Raw genomic sequence first — 16,575 nt, forward strand, 5'->3', positions numbered from 1 at the left:
ATTATACAAAACAAGACAGGCTATTTCAACCTGTCTTTTACATTTCGTCCACTCTTGCCAAGATAACGGTAGAGTCATCCTTCCTTTGTGTTCTTCTTAAGACTTCCGAAAAGATCTCGATATCTTCTTTTACAGTTCCCCTTTTTCGCTTCTTCATCCATTCCTGTATTTCCTCGATTGTAACACCATCCGATACCATGAGATATTCATCTTCTATTTCACATGTAATTTGGAAACAGTCAGGTTGCATCTGGGAAATGATGCCAACAGGAAGTGCATTCCCATTGATTTCATATACTTGAGACTTTCGTAATAAAAAGGTAGGACAAGCTGCCGATTTTGAGATATAAACGACTCCTTGCGCTTTGTTGAAGCATAAGACATCAAGGGTTGCGAAGGTATCGCTTTGTACGAGTTTGTTGATACAACGAATTGCCTGATCTTGCGATATTCCACTGATCATCATACGTTGAAAGATACTTGTGATCAAACGGGAACTCTTCATTGCTCGTTCACCATTTCCCATACCATCTGAAATCATACAAATAACGCTTTGTCGAAAACGAAAGATGGAGAATGTATCTCCATTGGATGTATAGGCATTCTTAATACTGTCTGCATAAGCATCAATAACAAACGGTATTTTATCTCCTATTAAGATACGATGTGCACCACTTTGAAATCTATGGCTATGTACTTCTTCAATTTCTAATTTTCTATGTAACAACACTTCTAATAAAGGTAATAAGGTTGTACGTATTTCTCCACGTTTGATATTCGATAGTTCTAAATTGATTTGTAGACATCCCTCTTTAGGTTCTTCTATGAAAAGTTCTTTTACTTCGTATTGATAGCCCTCCAAAGCCTTCGTTATATAGGCACTATCTTTCTCATTGCCTTCTACTTTTCGTATGATGTCCGCATTGTATTGTAGTGCATTTGCCATGTTCAATAATAATTCGGATTGTACATCGTTCATCTGTGCATAGTATTCCGATAACAATTGAAAGATTCCTGCATAATTATTCATTTGACGCTTGATTACATTATGATTGGAAATTGGTGAGTGTTCTACCAATCTTTGATCTTGTTGTTTTTGTGGATACATAAACAAACCAATGGCCGCAATCGCTATGTATAAATAATCTTCAAAACCTTTCGGCAATAAAAATAACGCTCCTATGATAATACACACTGCATTCTTTCTTTGTTGTTTAAAAACGGCAAGAGCTGCCGCTAATAATAGGATTTTCTCATTTTGAATGGGCAATAAATAAAAACTTACAAGCATAAGTGCTATGGATGTCATCGTATCACTGATAAAGCAGATATTTAACAGCGCAACCAAATATAATACTTCTTCATAAGCCGGAAATAATACCCCCATAGATAATGCAAGTGCAAATATAAGCACCGCAATGATTTCTCTGGATAGCATGAATTCCTTTTTTACCCATCTACAATCTTGAAACATCTGTTGCATAACAACAAAACTCATCAATGGCATAACAATCGTTTTCACAGTAAATTGATAACTTTGAAAACTATATGCCAATGTTATGATACATGCGACATAGGGTAGCCATTGATATAAATTCTTATTGCGAAGTTTTAACACATGAATAATGACAAAGTATACCGCAAACCCCAAAGCATAAAAATATGCTGGTAACACTCCTCGCACGAGTGCACTTACGACTACAAAAAAAATTGATATCCCCACTTCTCTTGAGGATCTTACATAGGTATAGGTAATAAAGAGCAACGCTAACGCATATGCTAATGGGGAAGAGATACTTCCCACCAGTATCGCAAGCCCTGCACAATATACATCTGATGTCCGTAGTGCAAATCTTCCCTTTACCTTTCTATGGATTGCTTTTTCCAATCATGACCACCTCTTTCTAAAGTATTATAGAAGAGGTCTTTCATGAAATATGTCTGTTTTTGTCTTTTAATCTAGACACATCTTAACTCTCTCTTTAATATCATGAAATAAAGGACTCCTTCGATCAAGATGTGCTTTCACATCAATGATACGTGCGGTATTAATAAATTTCGCATCATTGATAAACAATACGGATTCTTTATTCATACCTTCCATCTTTCCAAGTCTCATCAAGTGACGTTTCCCTTCTGGGTTATCTTTTCCATAGGCTTGTTGAAAAGCTCCTCTATTCCCACTCATTGGCACTACAAACGCTTTGTTATGGAAGATGGATAGAATGATACCAAAATGTTGATATCCAATTTCATTGATATATGCTTCTCCATAATCGATATAACAAATATCTCCAACACGTATATCTACACCCAGTTCTCCACAATTGTTCACATTTCTTCTTAAGCGCAAATTCTGTTCGGATACAAAACGAGACATCGCCTCTTTTACATCCAACATCCTATAATCTCCACTTTTTTCTTCTATGTAATCCTTCCATAAATCATTCCAATATGTCTTATCACCCATCCTTCCTTCTTTCTCTTCTTGTTCCACAATTTCATATAATTTTTTAATTTCCAATTTTACCACCTCTCACTTATATACATACGCTAAAATTTTACAAATTCCTAAAAAATCAACAAAGAATATACTTTTTCCTCAATTATCAACAAATAAGATACTTTTTTCCCTTAGAAACAAAAAAAGATATCTGAAGTGCGTATCAGATATCTCATGTATTATTTTATTTTCCCTTTGTTTCCAGAGGATTTTCGATATAATTTTTTTAATTTCTTATAGATTCCATTCGCAAAAGATAGAATTGGATGATATTGTTTGGATATCATACCAGAGAACTCTATAAACAATTCCATAATCAACGCTATCACAAACAAGGCTACAAACCCTGTCATCTTATTAATCATATAGGCATACGCTGTAAATCCAAACATGGCATTTACGATATATAATAGAATAACGGAATTTCGATGTCCAAAGCGATCCATCAACAAATGGTGTAAATGCATTTTATCTGCATCTGAGAACTTGTGTCCATTTAGTTTTCTACGGATGATTGCGCCTAGGGTGTCAATGATAGGTACTGCCAATAATAGAATCGGGAGTGCCAATGTCATAATAGAAGAACTTTTGAATCCTAATAGTGATATTGCGGATACAATAAATCCTAGAAATAAGGAACCACAATCTCCCATAAAGATACTTGCAGGATACGTATTGAAGAACAGAAACCCAAAAATTGATCCAGCTAATATCAAACTCATATTTTGAAGGTCTAATCTACCTTCTAATACCGATATACAAGCAATTACAATTAAGATAATCGCAGATGTTCCTCCCGCAAGCCCATCCAATCCATCGATTAAATTCACCGCATTGGTAATCCCAATGATCCAAACGAGTGTTACTAGGATAGAAATGATGGGTATATCAATGGTAATTCCAAAGGGAAGTCGAATCACATCGAGTGCGACACCTCCAACCCAAATCAAAACGATTGCGGCTATTATTTGAAAGCCTAATTTATAATACGGCTTTAGTTCTACCATATCATCAATCAAACCACCAATAAACATAATAGAGCCACCAACCAAAATTCCATTGATGGTCGCATCGGTCTTCATAAACATTGCCATACACACTATAAAAGCTACATAAATAGCAACTCCTCCGATACGAGCGATATTGCCACTATGTATGGTACGATCATTCTTTTTTGCATATAGTTCCATGGATACCGCCATACGTTTTAAAAGCGGTGTAATCACCGCTGAAAGAGCCAAAGGAACTATGATATAAGTTAGCCATTCCAAGGAGATCACCCCGCTTATTTAATAAATTCTTATTGTACTAAATGTAAATTCTCTAATAGAATTCCTGTTCCTTCTGCTACGCAACGAAGAGCATTCTCTGCCACATAGACTGGGATATGTAATTCATGACGTAATAAGTCATCAATACCCTTAAGAAGAGCACCACCACCAGTTAATACAATACCTCTTGTGACAATATCACTAGCAAGTTCTGGTGGAGTTTGTTCCAATACAGTTTTACATGCACGAACAACATCCTGAAGACTCTCTGCCATACTCGCTTGAATTTCTGAAGAATTCAAGGTAATGGTAGTAGGTAGTCCACTCACTAAGTCACGTCCACTAACTTCCATTGTATCTGTTTCACTGCCTTTCCAAGCAGTACCGATTTGTTTTTTAATATCTTCTGCTGTACGATCACCGATCAACAGTTTTTTATCTTCTTTAACAAATTTGATGATGTCACGATCGAATGTATCTCCCGCAACTTTTAAAGATGTACTTGATACAATTTCACCAAGAGAGATAACCGCTACATCTGTAGTTCCTCCCCCTATATCTAATACCATACATCCACTAGGTTTTCCAATATCAAGACCAGCACCTACAGCCGCAACTTTTGGTTCTTCCTCGATATATACTTTTTTAGCCCCAGCGCGATATGCAGCATCACGGATGGCATTTCTTTCTACACTTGTAATATTACTTGGGCAACAAATTAAGATTGTAGGACGTTTGAACATCCCTTTGATTGCCAATTTTTTGAAGAAGAAGTTTAACATGATTTCTGTAACTTCGAAATCTGCAATAACACCATCTTTCAATGGACGGATGGCAAGCACCCTTCCTGGAGTTCTTCCTAACATATCTTTAGCGTCCTGACCAGCAGCAAGACATTTTTTTGTTTCTGCATCTATGGACACGACACTAGGTTCGTCGATAACAATACCTTCGCCTTTAACGTACATTAACAGGTTGGCGGTTCCTAAATCTATTCCAACTTCTTTTGAAAACATTTCAAATTCCTCCATTCTTCAAGCATTACCATTATAACACAATTTTTTAATTGTAAAAGTGTAAATATGGGTTTCTTACGGTAACGTAAGTTTTACAAATTTGTAAGCGAAAACATATCGTAAAAAAACAATAAAATAGTACCAATAGGCACTATTTTAGCTCGTTTGGACTCTTATCGTACATCAACTTAGGATCCATAATTTTTCCGTTTTTCTCAACTACGATATGTAGATGGTTTCCAAGGTCCTTATTGTAGATATTTTTTCCTGCTTTTGCGATTACATCCGATTGGTGAACACGATCTCCATTCTTCACAGCAATGTCACTAAGACTTTGATACGTTATGGAAAGGTCCTGATTGACAATCGTCACACTTTTGCCAAAGACTGCATCTTCCTTCACTTCACTTACCGTCCCATCAAGACATGCCACAACATCGAATGCTTGATCTTGAAAGGTGTAATCAATTCCTTGATTTCCTCGATATACGCCTTCAAATTTTGTCATCGTTTCCACTTTAGATTCTGATCCATCGAAATATTCAAGTGCTGTTTGTGCTTCTACTGTAAAAGGTTTGATTGCCTTTTGTTGTGCCGTATCTGGCAAGGAAAGCACGGGTACATCTTGTTCCTTAAAGACCGCAGTATCCTTTGAACGGGTCTGTTGATAATACTCATACGATAAATAAGAAACACTCACTGCTAATAAACAAGCCAACGATACCATGAGTCTACGCTTGAAAACCTTTTTTGGTTTTGTATAGCTATACATTTCATCACCTCTAATGATGATTATGCCCTTGCTTTTTTGCTTTATACATCCTTTTTCTCAATCTTTACACCAGAATAGTAATGCGTCAGTATTTCTTCATAGCTCTTTCCTTGTTCCGCCATGGCTTGTGCACCTTCTTGCGACATCCCCAAGCCATGTCCATATCCCTTCGTTGTAATCACATAAGAAGCATCTTGTTTCTTTATGGAAAAACTAGAAGAACGTAAATTCAACTTCTCACGAACCTCACGTCCAGTAAATGTAATGCGATCAATTGTAATGGATTTTACATACCCACTACTGTAATACTCAGGTTCACTTATCTCACTCACTGCCTTTTGAAACCCTAACAAACTACGAAACTCATCCACAGTAAAACTCACTGTTTTTTCATACCCTGGCATACCTTTATCCCACGAACTATCTACACTGCGTAAATAAGGTGTTTCACTATTCCAGTATTCTTCTGAATTCGCTGTCTTCCCACAAGAACTACTAAAGAATACCGCGGATATAAGTTTTCCATCATACGTTAAAACTTGCCCTTTTGTATCCTCAAGTGCCTTCTGAATTTTTTCATGATACATGGAATAACTATCTCCCCATATTTGACGTTGTTGTGCTTCATCGTGATATACCTGTGTTCTTGTAGTGTCATCTACCTGCATACCCCTTTGCATAACAAAAGTTCGTGCAGCAATGCACTGTGCCTTTAATGCCTCTACATTATAAGAGGCTGGCATTTCGGAACCAATAACACCTTCTAAATAAGTTTCCAACGGTAGTTTCACAATTGTTCCATCTTGTCTCGTAACAGAAACAATACCCGAAGTATCTTCTTTATTCGTGCTAAAAAAATTCTTCCACTCTATAAAGTGTTCAGAATCATTATGTACCCAAAGCATAAACGCCAATAATACAACCAATATAACGCCAACCAACTTCATCAACAATTTCAAAGAAATCACGCCCTCATACCCCATTGTATGAAGACGTGATACGCCTTATTCATCCTGATCGCTCTTTCTCTTTTTTCGTATTTCACTTGGAGATACTTGATAAAACTTTTTAAACACTTTGTTGAAGTAAAGTTGGTCATCCATTCCAACAGATGCGGCCACATCCTTAATCATACCAGGTTCATTGGTTAAAATATCCATTGCTTTTTTCATCTTCATTTCATTGATATAATAGTTCAAATTCTTTCCTGTTTCATTCTTGAAGGTTCTACTCAAAGAACTCTCACTCATTTCAAAAGCATCCGCAATCATCTTTAAGGTAAGACGTTTGTCTAGATTTTGTTCAATATAATCGATGATATCAAGTATTTCTTGACGATATTTATTGGCACTACTATCCTTAATCCAAGTTTCTACCTCTTGAAAAGATTCTTCTAGTACCTCATCCAATTTATCAATGGTTTCACATAACCGTATGGAAGTTGCGAGTTTATCAAATTGAATCGCATGCTTTTTCCCTTTTGAAATTTCATTACCTTCGATATTATTTAAAATAAAGATAAAGTATTCTAAAACCCTATGCGGTTCAATCATATGTTCACGCATATAGGCAAGTGCTTCTTCTTGTAACGCACTTAACTTATCGAAATCTTTAATGTTCATGGCTTCTAATATATCTAGATGATATTGTATATCGTTGATGTTAAGTTCTTGGAAAGGCTGTTCTTCTTCCATTTGAATCAACGATCCATCTCCCTCATAAAAACGACGCTCATGTGCACTTAATAAAGAACGATAGGAATCATAGAACTCCCCAAAAGAATGTAATAGATCCGATAAGGTAATTGATAAGTGCATATCTAGATATTGATTGATATTACGCATAATACTAGTACAAATATTCAACACCCTTAGCTTCTCTGCTGTATTGAACAATATCAATCCAGAGTGATTACTAATAAATAAAACCGTGTGTTCAATAGGGACTGGTATAGATTCCCTAATTAAATCTCGTATATTATTCTTTAAGAGTACGTGATCTTTGATTTTATCGTTATATAAATGGTTAATGTTATCAATTCTAAAATATGCAATCTGGAAATGTTGTTCGTAATTTTTATAATAGGATAAAGATAGTGCTTTTTCATATTCCTCTTCATTTAGTACATGTTCATTCTTCGTTAAGACCAAGCATTGTTGTAATGCTTTGATTGCTTTTTCACTTTCTTCATCGCGATTAGCGGATGTAATGACACAGCTCTCTTTTACTTGGGAAATGATTGCCTCTAATTCTGTCTTTTCTAATGTCACCTTTAGTAGATAGTCAAAAGCTCCAGCCTTCATAGCGTCTCTTACATATTCAAAATCTGAATAATTACTCAACGCAATAATCTGGGTGTTTTTATTCTTTTCTTTTATTTTACTGATAAGTTCAATACCATCCATGCCAGGCATTTTTAAATCGGTGATTACAATTTCAGGTTGGTAAACATCGAATAATTCCAATGCCTCTTCTCCATCTTTCGCAGTTGCGATAACCTCACAATCAAATGCTTGCCAGTCCATCATATTTTTTAAGGTAATACGTATCAGTCTTTCATCATCTACAATCAATACTTTATACATGTTGATCCCCCTTAACATAAGGTAGTAATAATGTCACAATGGTTCCTTGATGGACAACACTTCTAATGTTCATAGAGTATTGTGCACCATACATCAATTGAATACGTCCTTGTATATTTTCAATCCCAATGCCACTTAAATTTTTATTGGTTGTCTCTTTTTCAATCTTCTTAAACCCTTTTCCATTATCTCCAATTTCAATTTTCAAATACATGCCTTCTTTCTGAACACGAATCGTTAAAATTTGATGTTCTTTATCTTCTTCAAATGCATGTAAAATACTATTCTCTACAATTGGCTGTAAAAGGAATTTTAGAATTTTACAATCCATGACATCCTTATCCACATTATACACTGTTTCAAACAAATCTCCAAAACGCAATTTTTGGATAATAATGTAATTCTTTAGATTTTCAAGTTCTTCTTTTACGGTTACCACATCATGACTATCCACAATGGTATTACGCAATAATTTCGCAAGCGCACTAATCCCTTCGCTTACAGGCTTATCATCGTTCATAATCGCAAGGAAATGCAAAGTATTTAATGTATTGAATAAAAAGTGTGGATTAATTTGAGCTTGTAATAATTGAAACTGTGTTTCTCGTTTTTGTTCCTGTTCTGTTTCAATCGTATTTACCAACTCATCAATACGATCTAACAATTCATTAAAGTTCGTCGCAACTTCATGAATTTCATCCTTACCATCATCAATCACTCGATCTTGTCCAATTAAATTTCCCTCATCTGTTGAACGCATCACTTTTAAAATATTATCAAGTGGATCATAAATACTTCGATACACTACAGCCGCAATCATTTCTAATATGATTACCAAAATAATTCCATAAATAAAAATCATATTTCTAAAATTATGAAACTCTTCTAACAGATAATCCGATGACACAAGGTGCACAACCTTCCAATCCATACCATCAATAACCTTGGATTGTACAAAGAATTCTTTTCCATTTAATGTAATCTTATCTTTTTTTGTATCTATTGAGATTTTATCGTAAATAGAACTACCAAATAAATAAGTATCATTTTTATCTAATACAATCAATGTATTATAGGTATTATCCAATTTCGAGAATGTCGGACTTAAGGACGACTGTTTCACGTCACATACAAAGTATCCTATTAACGTATGTCCTCGATAAATACTAGAACCTAGAAGAATTTTTTCACTTTGTTCATCATATTCCCACACTGTTTCATGATTATCAAGTCCATCCTTTAATAATTCTAATGCATATGGATGTTCCTTTGAATTTCGATAGACTAAAGTTCCTTTATCATCAAAGACTTGATATCCTTCTTTTTCTTCAAGGCTTATATTCTGTTTCATAAAAGATTCAAATTCAACTTTATTGGTATCTGGATTATCCAACACATCCCGGATGAAGGAAGATTGGCTTATTGCCTTTACTTGCTCTTCCATTCTAGTTGTATTCAAACGGATATTCTCTTCAGTTAAAGTAACTGTTACTTGTGAGCTCTCTTTATTTTTTGAAAGAATAATCTCTAGACTTGTAAAATAGTACAACAAAAACATTAGGACCATCAATCCTAATGGCAATACAATGAACGCAAAAAACATTCTTGATTTAATTCCACGTTTTCTTAAAAAAGAGCGAAATTTTTGTATCATTTTATACCACCCTTACATGTAATACGTAATAGATAACAAGAATTGAGCACATACATATCCTAATCCAAGTGATAACAACAGCAACAACATTTGTACTTTACCAGGTTTTTTAACATCACAGAACTTATCAAAACGAACACTACTAAGTGCCCAAAAGCTTAACATAAAACAAATCACATGTACGCTTAATCGTATGAGATAATATTGCATGGCACATCCTCCATTTCTTTCATTATACTAATTCATAAGGCAAAGGAAAAGAATTTTCCAAAAGAAAATAGATATATCTTTTATATACCTATTTCCCCTTATGTATAAATTGTTTTATTTCTTGCCATATTTGGAGAATTAAGAATTTCACAAATCGTAATTTTCCATGAATTCCCTTTACGTATTTATCATAGAATTCTTGATCTTCTTTTGAACGTCGTTGTATATGTAACAATACTACATATACTCCTATGATTGAACAAATCGACACAAGATAAGGAATTGCGAATTTTAAATCTGCCATTGTTTGATCTTTAAAACTAACGGTATCTTCTTTTTTGTTTTCTTCCACCTGTAAAATATCTGGATCTTTCATACCCTTCATAGTATGCGTTGTTTCTACAGCGCTCTTATACTTACATTCTACGCGTTCTTTCAAAACCGCCTGTACAAGAAAACGTTCTTCATCTCTTACATTTGTACAGGTAGAGAGTGTTAGTATCTTATCCTCATTTGTAACTTTCATGTCTTGATCAATAATCCCATTTTCCATATGAAAAACTTCATCTAAATAGGACTTGAATACTTCTTTATCTTTAAAATCATAAGAGTACAACAAGTGGCGATTATCAAAGGTATAGGCCGCAAATACTTCATATTGATAAATCGCGTCTGGAGTATACATATAAATATATCGATGTGCATCAAAGAATGCTTCCTCTTCATATTTCATGAGGTCATAAAACATGGTACCATAAGCCGCAGACATATTATGTCCATAGATAATCGTATTAGGATCATCAAACTTCTTTGAAGTTTCTTTTTCTGAATAAATACTTCCAGGATATCCATGTTTACCATCAATTGTATAATTCAAATAGTGAGAATTATCACTTTCATGTTGAAGTACAGGATAATCTACTTTGGTATCATCTATGTATAAATATGCATAAACATCTTTATTGATATCCCAATAACTATCAAAATCAATTGGATTATTTAACTGTAATCCTATCTTTAATGAATCAAATCCATTCACTACAGAGGCAACCTTCACTTCTTTCGCTGGGCGATTTTGAAAGTATACACCTACAATAGAAATACAGGCAATGATAACAATGAAACATTGTATTTTTTCAAACGTACGATATTTACGCATCATTCGCCCTCCTTTTAGTAAATGAAGGATGGTGTCATATTACGACTCCATCCTTCATATTATATCATACTCATTTTTTATTTTTTAGTTTTCTTTCGTAACATACTACAACTACCGATTGCGATAGTTCCAATTCCAATAGTACTTAATAATGGCAACATATATCCAGTACTAGGTGATTGAGCAACTGGTGTTACAACTACTTTTGGTTGTTCTTTTTTTACTTCTTCAATTTTTGGAATCGTTACTGGAACACTCACGTCTACAGAAAGTGTTGTGCCTTCTAGAGCACCTTCCAAAACGATTCTAATATCTGCTTTACCTGTTGTTGGATCAACGGTATTTTTGTATCTATCAATCGCGAAATCTTTTGTTACATATGGAACTATTTTTCCATCAATATTCACGTTGATAGTTACTTCTACATCTTCTTTTGAAACTGTTTGAACACTTGTTGATTTTGAAAAATCTTTAATGACTTTTACAGAAATATCTTTTGCAGTATACGTTGTATTCTGTACAGAATATAAGTAATATGGTCCAACATTTTGAGCTCCACCATAATCACAATAGTAAATCCATAATTGTTCCCCATTCGCATCTTTTTTATCTACTGGAGCGAACAAATGACCTTCATCACATCCATCAAAAAGATTATCTCTTTTAATAACGTCCACAGGATATCCATCAATATTGTACATCACATCGCCATCATCTTTTCCATAATAAGATTGGGTTGTATCCAACGCTCCCGTAACTTGTACATTCGCTTCCAGTCCATTTGGGAACTTAGCACTCATATAATTAGGGTCTGTCAATCCAGCTTCTGTAGACATAAAATATGCACCTGGTTGTAAGTTTTGTGGATCAGGAATACTTAGTTTTGTAACATTGTAGTAAATAATTCCTGTTACTTCTTCCTCTGCCTTAACTACATTTGTTGTGGCACTAACTCCAAGTGTCATGGCGACAGCTGCCAGCATTGTTAAAATCTTTTTCATAATCTTTCTCCTCCATTTTCTCGGACTCCCCATAAGCAAGAATCTTTGTCGATATAATTCTAACAAATTTGTGACATTTTAGAGTCATTTCGTACCATTTTTAAAACTTTCTTAAACATTTCCAAAAAGAAAAAGAACCCATTTAGGATTCTCTCTAGGATAACAATACGTTATCCATCATTTCTTTATCTATTGGACCTTCTCGCACGATAGTTGCTTCTTCCCCACTCATATCTACGATCGTACTCGCAATTCCACCAGTTGCACAACCTTCAACAATCCCATGAATTCTTCCATCTAACTGTTTCAAAACTTCTACATCAGTTTGTCCAGGTTCTTCTCCTGAAAGATTAGCGCTTGTTACCAACATAGGTTTTCCACACTTACTAATGAGTTCTAATACAAAATCATCCTCAGGCATACGAATACCCACGGTATCAAATCCATTTGTAAGATAGTCAGGAAGTTCTTCACGTTTCTTTAGTATAATTGTAAATGCTCCTGGCATAAATGCCTGGATCAATTTTTTAGCCATTTCACTAACATGCGCAATTTTCTCAATTTGTTCTAACGAACACACCATAGTAGGAATCGGTTTATTTTCAGGTCTACCCTTACTAAGCTTCAACGCTTCTAGGGCATCCTCATTTTCATAAATAACACCTAACCCAAATACAGTATCCGTAGGAAACGCAATTACTTCACCCTTTATGATACATGATGCAATTTCATTTATATCTTCTTTTTTATAATGTTTCGTATTCATGGTTACACCCACTTTCCACTTAGTATTTTATCACTTTTTAATCCCTATGAATACTCCTTAAAAATAAAACTATCCATAAGGAAACAACAACATAAACACAATCCCTACAACACTAACAATCTCCCCAACCAACAACCACATCCAAGATATTTTCGTCCCCTTTTTTATACGAAAATTAGACACGAATAATATCACCATATGTAGTAAAATAATAAGGAACATAAACCCCATTACGATAAAAGCATCCTTTGTATTGTTGCGAATATCATGAATATAAAATGTTAGAAGAACACTGGCTAACAACAAAATAAAATTCCCTAAAAAGTATAAAACATATTTCATTCCTTCGCGTTGGTACACTTGATCTTTTGGATCTGTAAATATTCGATTACGATATTTCATACTTGTTAGGATAATAGAAGCAAAAAAATTTACAACAAATATAAGCAACGCTAGAAATGCGTATTTCTCTACTGCAGCCCAACAGAAAAACAATACAAGCATATTTCCAAACACATGCATCCACGTAATCTGCATGAGCATTTGAAGCAAGCTTTTACTAGTGATTGAAGTATCGTAATGTAAACCATCATCATATCCAGCTATCATAGTAAAGTCCTTCGACTGTATTGCTTGTTTAAACGTAAATAAAACGGTTGTATTCATTAAGAACATAATCAATGATGAAACAATCGTTATAAATGATAACTCTAAATACCATATACTAACACCAACGAAAATAGATAAACACAAACTACATACATAAATGCGCATAATCAAACGCAACTGTTTGTTATGTTCAAGTTCTTCTTGATCTCCTTCTACCAAGGTTTGAATTGGTAGACGAAAAATCTTTGCGATATCTTGAATACTCGATAAATCTGGTTCACTCAATCCTCGTTCCCAATTGCTGATGGCTTGTCTTGTAACATGCAATTGTTTCGCAAGTTCTCCTTGTGATATTGATTCTTTCTTTCTATAATATTGTATTTGTTTCCCTATTTCTGCTTTCATAGACACACCTTCTTTACGAATAGGATAGCGTACAACTACCCACTTTGTCCATAAGAAAAAGGGCAACAGTTTATTGCGCCCTTTAACATTCGTATATATGTATTAAAACTTGATATCTTTCATCTGTTCCCAACTAAATTCTTCTCTACCAAAATGTCCATAACATGCTGTTTTCTTATAGATTGGTCTACATAAATCTAGTTCTTGAATGATATCTTTTACTTCAAAACTAAAGTTATCTTTTATAATTTGCAAGATTTCATCATCTCCACAAGTTCCTGTACCAAAACAATCCACCATGATAGATACTGGTTTTACTTTACCAATCGCATACGCCACTTGAATTTCGCATTTTCTTGCAAGTCCATGAGCAACTATATTTTTTGCGACATAACGACAATAGTACGCAGCACTACGGTCTACTTTGGACGGGTCTTTACTAGAGAAACATCCTCCACCAATACGTCCCATTCCACCATAAGTATCCACAACGATTTTTCTACCCGTTGTACCACTATCTCCAAATGAACCTCCAACAACAAAGCTTCCACTTGGATTGATTAAATAAATTGTATCCTCATCTAACAATTCATCCGGAATTACTTGCGATATAACATCGCGCATAACTATTTCCGCAATCTCTTGTTGAGTCGCATGTGCTACATGTTGCGTAGATACAACAATGGTATGAATTCTTTTAATTTGATCGTTTTCATACTCCACACTCACTTGTGTTTTCCCATCTGGCAATAATATCGCGTTCTGTTTACGAACATCACTTAAACGTTTCGCTAGCTTATGTGCATAGTAAATTGCCGCAGGCATATATGCTTGTGTATCATCACATGCATACCCAAACATCAACCCTTGATCTCCAGCACCAATCTCTCCATCATCTTGTACAACCGCGTGATTGATTTCATTGGATTGCTTATTTACTTTCACAAGAACCTTATATTCTTCTGTATATCCAATTTCTCTGATGGTATCTAGTGCTATTTTTTCATAATCTAAATGTGCGCTTGTATTGGCTTCTCCATAAACAAATACCAATTCATCCTTAATCGTTGCCTCTACTGCCATTTTCGCATTTGCATCTTGACGTAATGCTTCATCTAAAATGCTATCCGCTATTGCATCACAAATCTTATCTGGATGTCCTTCTGTAATACTTTCTGATGTAAAAATGTGTCTTGTCATACTTAATATCCTCTACTTTCTTTGTATAAAAAAGCCTTCATTCGCGTACGAGAGAAGGCACCATAGATGATATACGTGTTCTCTTATCGCTGTTAGCATTACCACCTTATAGGAAAACTACAGGTTGGCGTGGGGTATTAACGAGCTAACTCTCTAACCCAACTCTTGATAAAAAGGCAACTATATTAAAACATATTACAATCACTTTTACAACATAAATTTATTTTTAGTGTAGACTTAAGGAATACATCTTAATTACTTTATGAAATACTACATCTACACCTGCTGAGCGCACCCATTCTTTTAGGTCGTCAATGTATTCTGGTTCTTCTTGTATTTCCATGATATTAATCATGATTTTTATCAAGGCATCCTCGCTTTGATTCATCGATCCCACCCTATCCTTATCATGAACATCTCCCCTTTTGTTCTTTTTTATTTTAACACAAATTCAAACAGAAGTTCTTAATTTTAAATTAAGTTGCAAATAATTTGAAATTTGATCAATTAAACGCTATTATTTAAAAAAAGGAGATATCATATGAGCATATTATTTATAGAATACCCTACATGTTCTACATGTAAAAAGGCAAAGAAGTTTTTAAAGAATCAAGGTTGTTCTTTACAAGAACGCCACATCGTAACGCAAACACCTACCAAAGAAGAACTAACTCGTTGGTACAAAGAAAGCAATTTACCACTTAAAAGATTTTTTAACACCTCTGGCAACCTTTATAAAGAAATGAATTTAAAAGAAAAGCTTCCTACTATGAGCGAAGATGAACAACTCACTCTTCTTAGTCAACATGGAATGTTAATAAAGCGTCCTTTGGTTATTTCAAAGGATCATATATTTGTTGGATTCAAAGAAGAGAATTATGAAAAACTGTGTCCAGAATGTTAAATTTATGGTATATTGAATGTACAGAATATTGAGGTGATCATAGTGAATTTAGGTGAATCATTAGAAGATTATTTAGAAACGTTATTGATATTAGAAGAACAACACGGGAAAATTCGTTGTGTTGATGTCGCAACCTTAATGCAGGTATCAAAACCAAGTGTTAATAAAGCGATGAATGTATTAAAGGAAAAAGGTTATGTTCTTCAAGAAAGTTATGGAGATATTCATTTTACCAAATCTGGAAAAACACTTGCAATCGAAATTTATAATCGTCATAAGACCATTACAAAGTTTCTCCATGAAGTTTTAGGTGTAGATGAAAAAACTGCAGATGAAGAAGCATGTCATATTGAGCATGTGATAAGTGAAGAAACATTTCAAAAAATCGCATCCTTCAAATAAAAAAGATGTCCTGAAGGACATTCCGAAAGATTAAATTTCGCCTGTAGATATAGTATACTATCTATAGGTGATTTTTTTGATTAAAGACTCTTCTGTTTTCGCTAAAAAAGAACTTGCT

17 protein-coding genes are annotated in these 16,575 nt (G+C 34.4%); 2 read left to right on the forward strand and 15 right to left on the reverse strand.

What is annotated here, in order from left to right; all coding sequences use genetic code 11:
* Positions 1 to 37 precede the first annotated feature (37 nt).
* The 15 genes from ACWG42_RS02850 to ACWG42_RS02920 form a co-directional block, all read right to left on the reverse strand.
* Positions 38 to 1,888, reverse strand: a complete 1,851-nt coding sequence (locus ACWG42_RS02850; protein WP_455789995.1) for a SpoIIE family protein phosphatase — start codon at positions 1,886 to 1,888, stop codon at positions 38 to 40.
* Positions 1,889 to 1,954: 66 nt separating this feature from the next.
* Positions 1,955 to 2,533 (reverse strand): hypothetical protein, encoded by a 579-nt coding sequence (locus ACWG42_RS02855; protein WP_455789996.1) that lies wholly within the window; start codon positions 2,531 to 2,533, stop codon positions 1,955 to 1,957.
* A 149-nt stretch (positions 2,534 to 2,682) separates the two neighbouring features.
* On the reverse strand, positions 2,683 to 3,774 hold the full coding sequence (locus ACWG42_RS02860) for an MraY family glycosyltransferase (protein WP_455789997.1): 1,092 nt from the start codon (positions 3,772 to 3,774) through the stop codon (positions 2,683 to 2,685).
* Between the two features lie 29 nt (positions 3,775 to 3,803).
* Positions 3,804 to 4,790 (reverse strand): rod shape-determining protein MreB, encoded by a 987-nt coding sequence (gene mreB, locus ACWG42_RS02865; protein ID WP_455789998.1) that lies wholly within the window; start codon positions 4,788 to 4,790, stop codon positions 3,804 to 3,806.
* Between the two features lie 151 nt (positions 4,791 to 4,941).
* Complete coding sequence (locus tag ACWG42_RS02870) at positions 4,942 to 5,562, reverse strand: peptidoglycan DD-metalloendopeptidase family protein (protein WP_455789999.1); 621 nt, start codon at positions 5,560 to 5,562, stop codon at positions 4,942 to 4,944.
* Between the two features lie 41 nt (positions 5,563 to 5,603).
* Complete coding sequence (spoIID, locus tag ACWG42_RS02875; protein WP_455790000.1) at positions 5,604 to 6,545, reverse strand: stage II sporulation protein D; 942 nt, start codon at positions 6,543 to 6,545, stop codon at positions 5,604 to 5,606.
* A 21-nt stretch (positions 6,546 to 6,566) separates the two neighbouring features.
* Positions 6,567 to 8,147, reverse strand: coding sequence for a response regulator transcription factor (locus ACWG42_RS02880; RefSeq protein ID WP_455790001.1), 1,581 nt, complete (start codon positions 8,145 to 8,147; stop codon positions 6,567 to 6,569).
* On the reverse strand, positions 8,140 to 9,801 hold the full coding sequence (locus ACWG42_RS02885) for a cache domain-containing sensor histidine kinase (RefSeq protein ID WP_455790002.1): 1,662 nt from the start codon (positions 9,799 to 9,801) through the stop codon (positions 8,140 to 8,142). The genes ACWG42_RS02880 and ACWG42_RS02885 overlap by 8 nt, the downstream gene beginning before the upstream one ends.
* A gap of 12 nt (positions 9,802 to 9,813) precedes the next feature.
* Positions 9,814 to 10,011, reverse strand: a complete 198-nt coding sequence (locus ACWG42_RS02890; protein ID WP_455790003.1) for a DUF1146 family protein — start codon at positions 10,009 to 10,011, stop codon at positions 9,814 to 9,816.
* 88 nt (positions 10,012 to 10,099) lie between these two features.
* A complete protein-coding gene (gene srtB, locus ACWG42_RS02895; protein WP_455790004.1) occupies positions 10,100 to 11,173 on the reverse strand; it encodes a class B sortase in 1,074 nt (357 codons plus the stop codon).
* Positions 11,174 to 11,247: 74 nt separating this feature from the next.
* On the reverse strand, positions 11,248 to 12,171 hold the full coding sequence (locus ACWG42_RS02900; RefSeq protein WP_455790005.1) for a hypothetical protein: 924 nt from the start codon (positions 12,169 to 12,171) through the stop codon (positions 11,248 to 11,250).
* Between the two features lie 154 nt (positions 12,172 to 12,325).
* Positions 12,326 to 12,937 carry an L-threonylcarbamoyladenylate synthase gene (locus ACWG42_RS02905; protein WP_455790006.1) on the reverse strand — a complete coding sequence of 204 codons (612 nt, stop codon included), beginning with the start codon at positions 12,935 to 12,937 and terminating at the stop codon, positions 12,326 to 12,328.
* Between the two features lie 69 nt (positions 12,938 to 13,006).
* Complete coding sequence (locus tag ACWG42_RS02910; RefSeq protein ID WP_455790007.1) at positions 13,007 to 13,951, reverse strand: helix-turn-helix domain-containing protein; 945 nt, start codon at positions 13,949 to 13,951, stop codon at positions 13,007 to 13,009.
* Between the two features lie 102 nt (positions 13,952 to 14,053).
* Positions 14,054 to 15,151: a methionine adenosyltransferase gene (gene metK / locus ACWG42_RS02915; protein ID WP_455790008.1), complete on the reverse strand. Its 1,098-nt coding sequence runs from the start codon at positions 15,149 to 15,151 to the stop codon at positions 14,054 to 14,056.
* A gap of 226 nt (positions 15,152 to 15,377) precedes the next feature.
* Positions 15,378 to 15,539, reverse strand: coding sequence for a hypothetical protein (locus ACWG42_RS02920; protein WP_455790009.1), 162 nt, complete (start codon positions 15,537 to 15,539; stop codon positions 15,378 to 15,380).
* A 153-nt stretch (positions 15,540 to 15,692) separates the two neighbouring features.
* On the opposite strand from ACWG42_RS02920, the gene ACWG42_RS02925 reads away from it, so the two are divergent.
* Complete coding sequence (locus ACWG42_RS02925; protein WP_455790010.1) at positions 15,693 to 16,055, forward strand: arsenate reductase family protein; 363 nt, start codon at positions 15,693 to 15,695, stop codon at positions 16,053 to 16,055.
* Positions 16,056 to 16,097: 42 nt separating this feature from the next.
* Positions 16,098 to 16,457 carry a metal-dependent transcriptional regulator gene (locus ACWG42_RS02930; RefSeq protein ID WP_455790011.1) on the forward strand — a complete coding sequence of 120 codons (360 nt, stop codon included), beginning with the start codon at positions 16,098 to 16,100 and terminating at the stop codon, positions 16,455 to 16,457.
* The last annotated feature ends 118 nt before the right edge of the window (positions 16,458 to 16,575 follow it).

The sequence above is a fragment of the Amedibacillus sp. YH-ame10 genome (genome assembly GCF_053848885.1).

Coding starts and splice junctions, on each gene's coding strand:
- mreB (WP_455789998.1), bottom strand. CDS start 4,790: ATGTTTTCAAAAGAAGTTGGAATAGATTTAGGAACCGCCAACCTGTTA.
- ACWG42_RS02870 (WP_455789999.1), bottom strand. CDS start 5,562: ATGTATAGCTATACAAAACCAAAAAAGGTTTTCAAGCGTAGACTCATG.
- spoIID (WP_455790000.1), bottom strand. CDS start 6,545: ATGGGGTATGAGGGCGTGATTTCTTTGAAATTGTTGATGAAGTTGGTT.
- ACWG42_RS02880 (WP_455790001.1), bottom strand. CDS start 8,147: ATGTATAAAGTATTGATTGTAGATGATGAAAGACTGATACGTATTACC.
- ACWG42_RS02885 (WP_455790002.1), bottom strand. CDS start 9,801: ATGATACAAAAATTTCGCTCTTTTTTAAGAAAACGTGGAATTAAATCA.
- ACWG42_RS02890 (WP_455790003.1), bottom strand. CDS start 10,011: ATGCAATATTATCTCATACGATTAAGCGTACATGTGATTTGTTTTATG.
- srtB (WP_455790004.1), bottom strand. CDS start 11,173: ATGATGCGTAAATATCGTACGTTTGAAAAAATACAATGTTTCATTGTT.
- ACWG42_RS02900 (WP_455790005.1), bottom strand. CDS start 12,171: ATGAAAAAGATTTTAACAATGCTGGCAGCTGTCGCCATGACACTTGGA.
- ACWG42_RS02905 (WP_455790006.1), bottom strand. CDS start 12,937: ATGAATACGAAACATTATAAAAAAGAAGATATAAATGAAATTGCATCA.
- ACWG42_RS02910 (WP_455790007.1), bottom strand. CDS start 13,951: ATGAAAGCAGAAATAGGGAAACAAATACAATATTATAGAAAGAAAGAA.
- metK (WP_455790008.1), bottom strand. CDS start 15,151: ATGACAAGACACATTTTTACATCAGAAAGTATTACAGAAGGACATCCA.
- ACWG42_RS02920 (WP_455790009.1), bottom strand. CDS start 15,539: ATGAATCAAAGCGAGGATGCCTTGATAAAAATCATGATTAATATCATG.
- ACWG42_RS02925 (WP_455790010.1), top strand. CDS start 15,693: ATGAGCATATTATTTATAGAATACCCTACATGTTCTACATGTAAAAAG.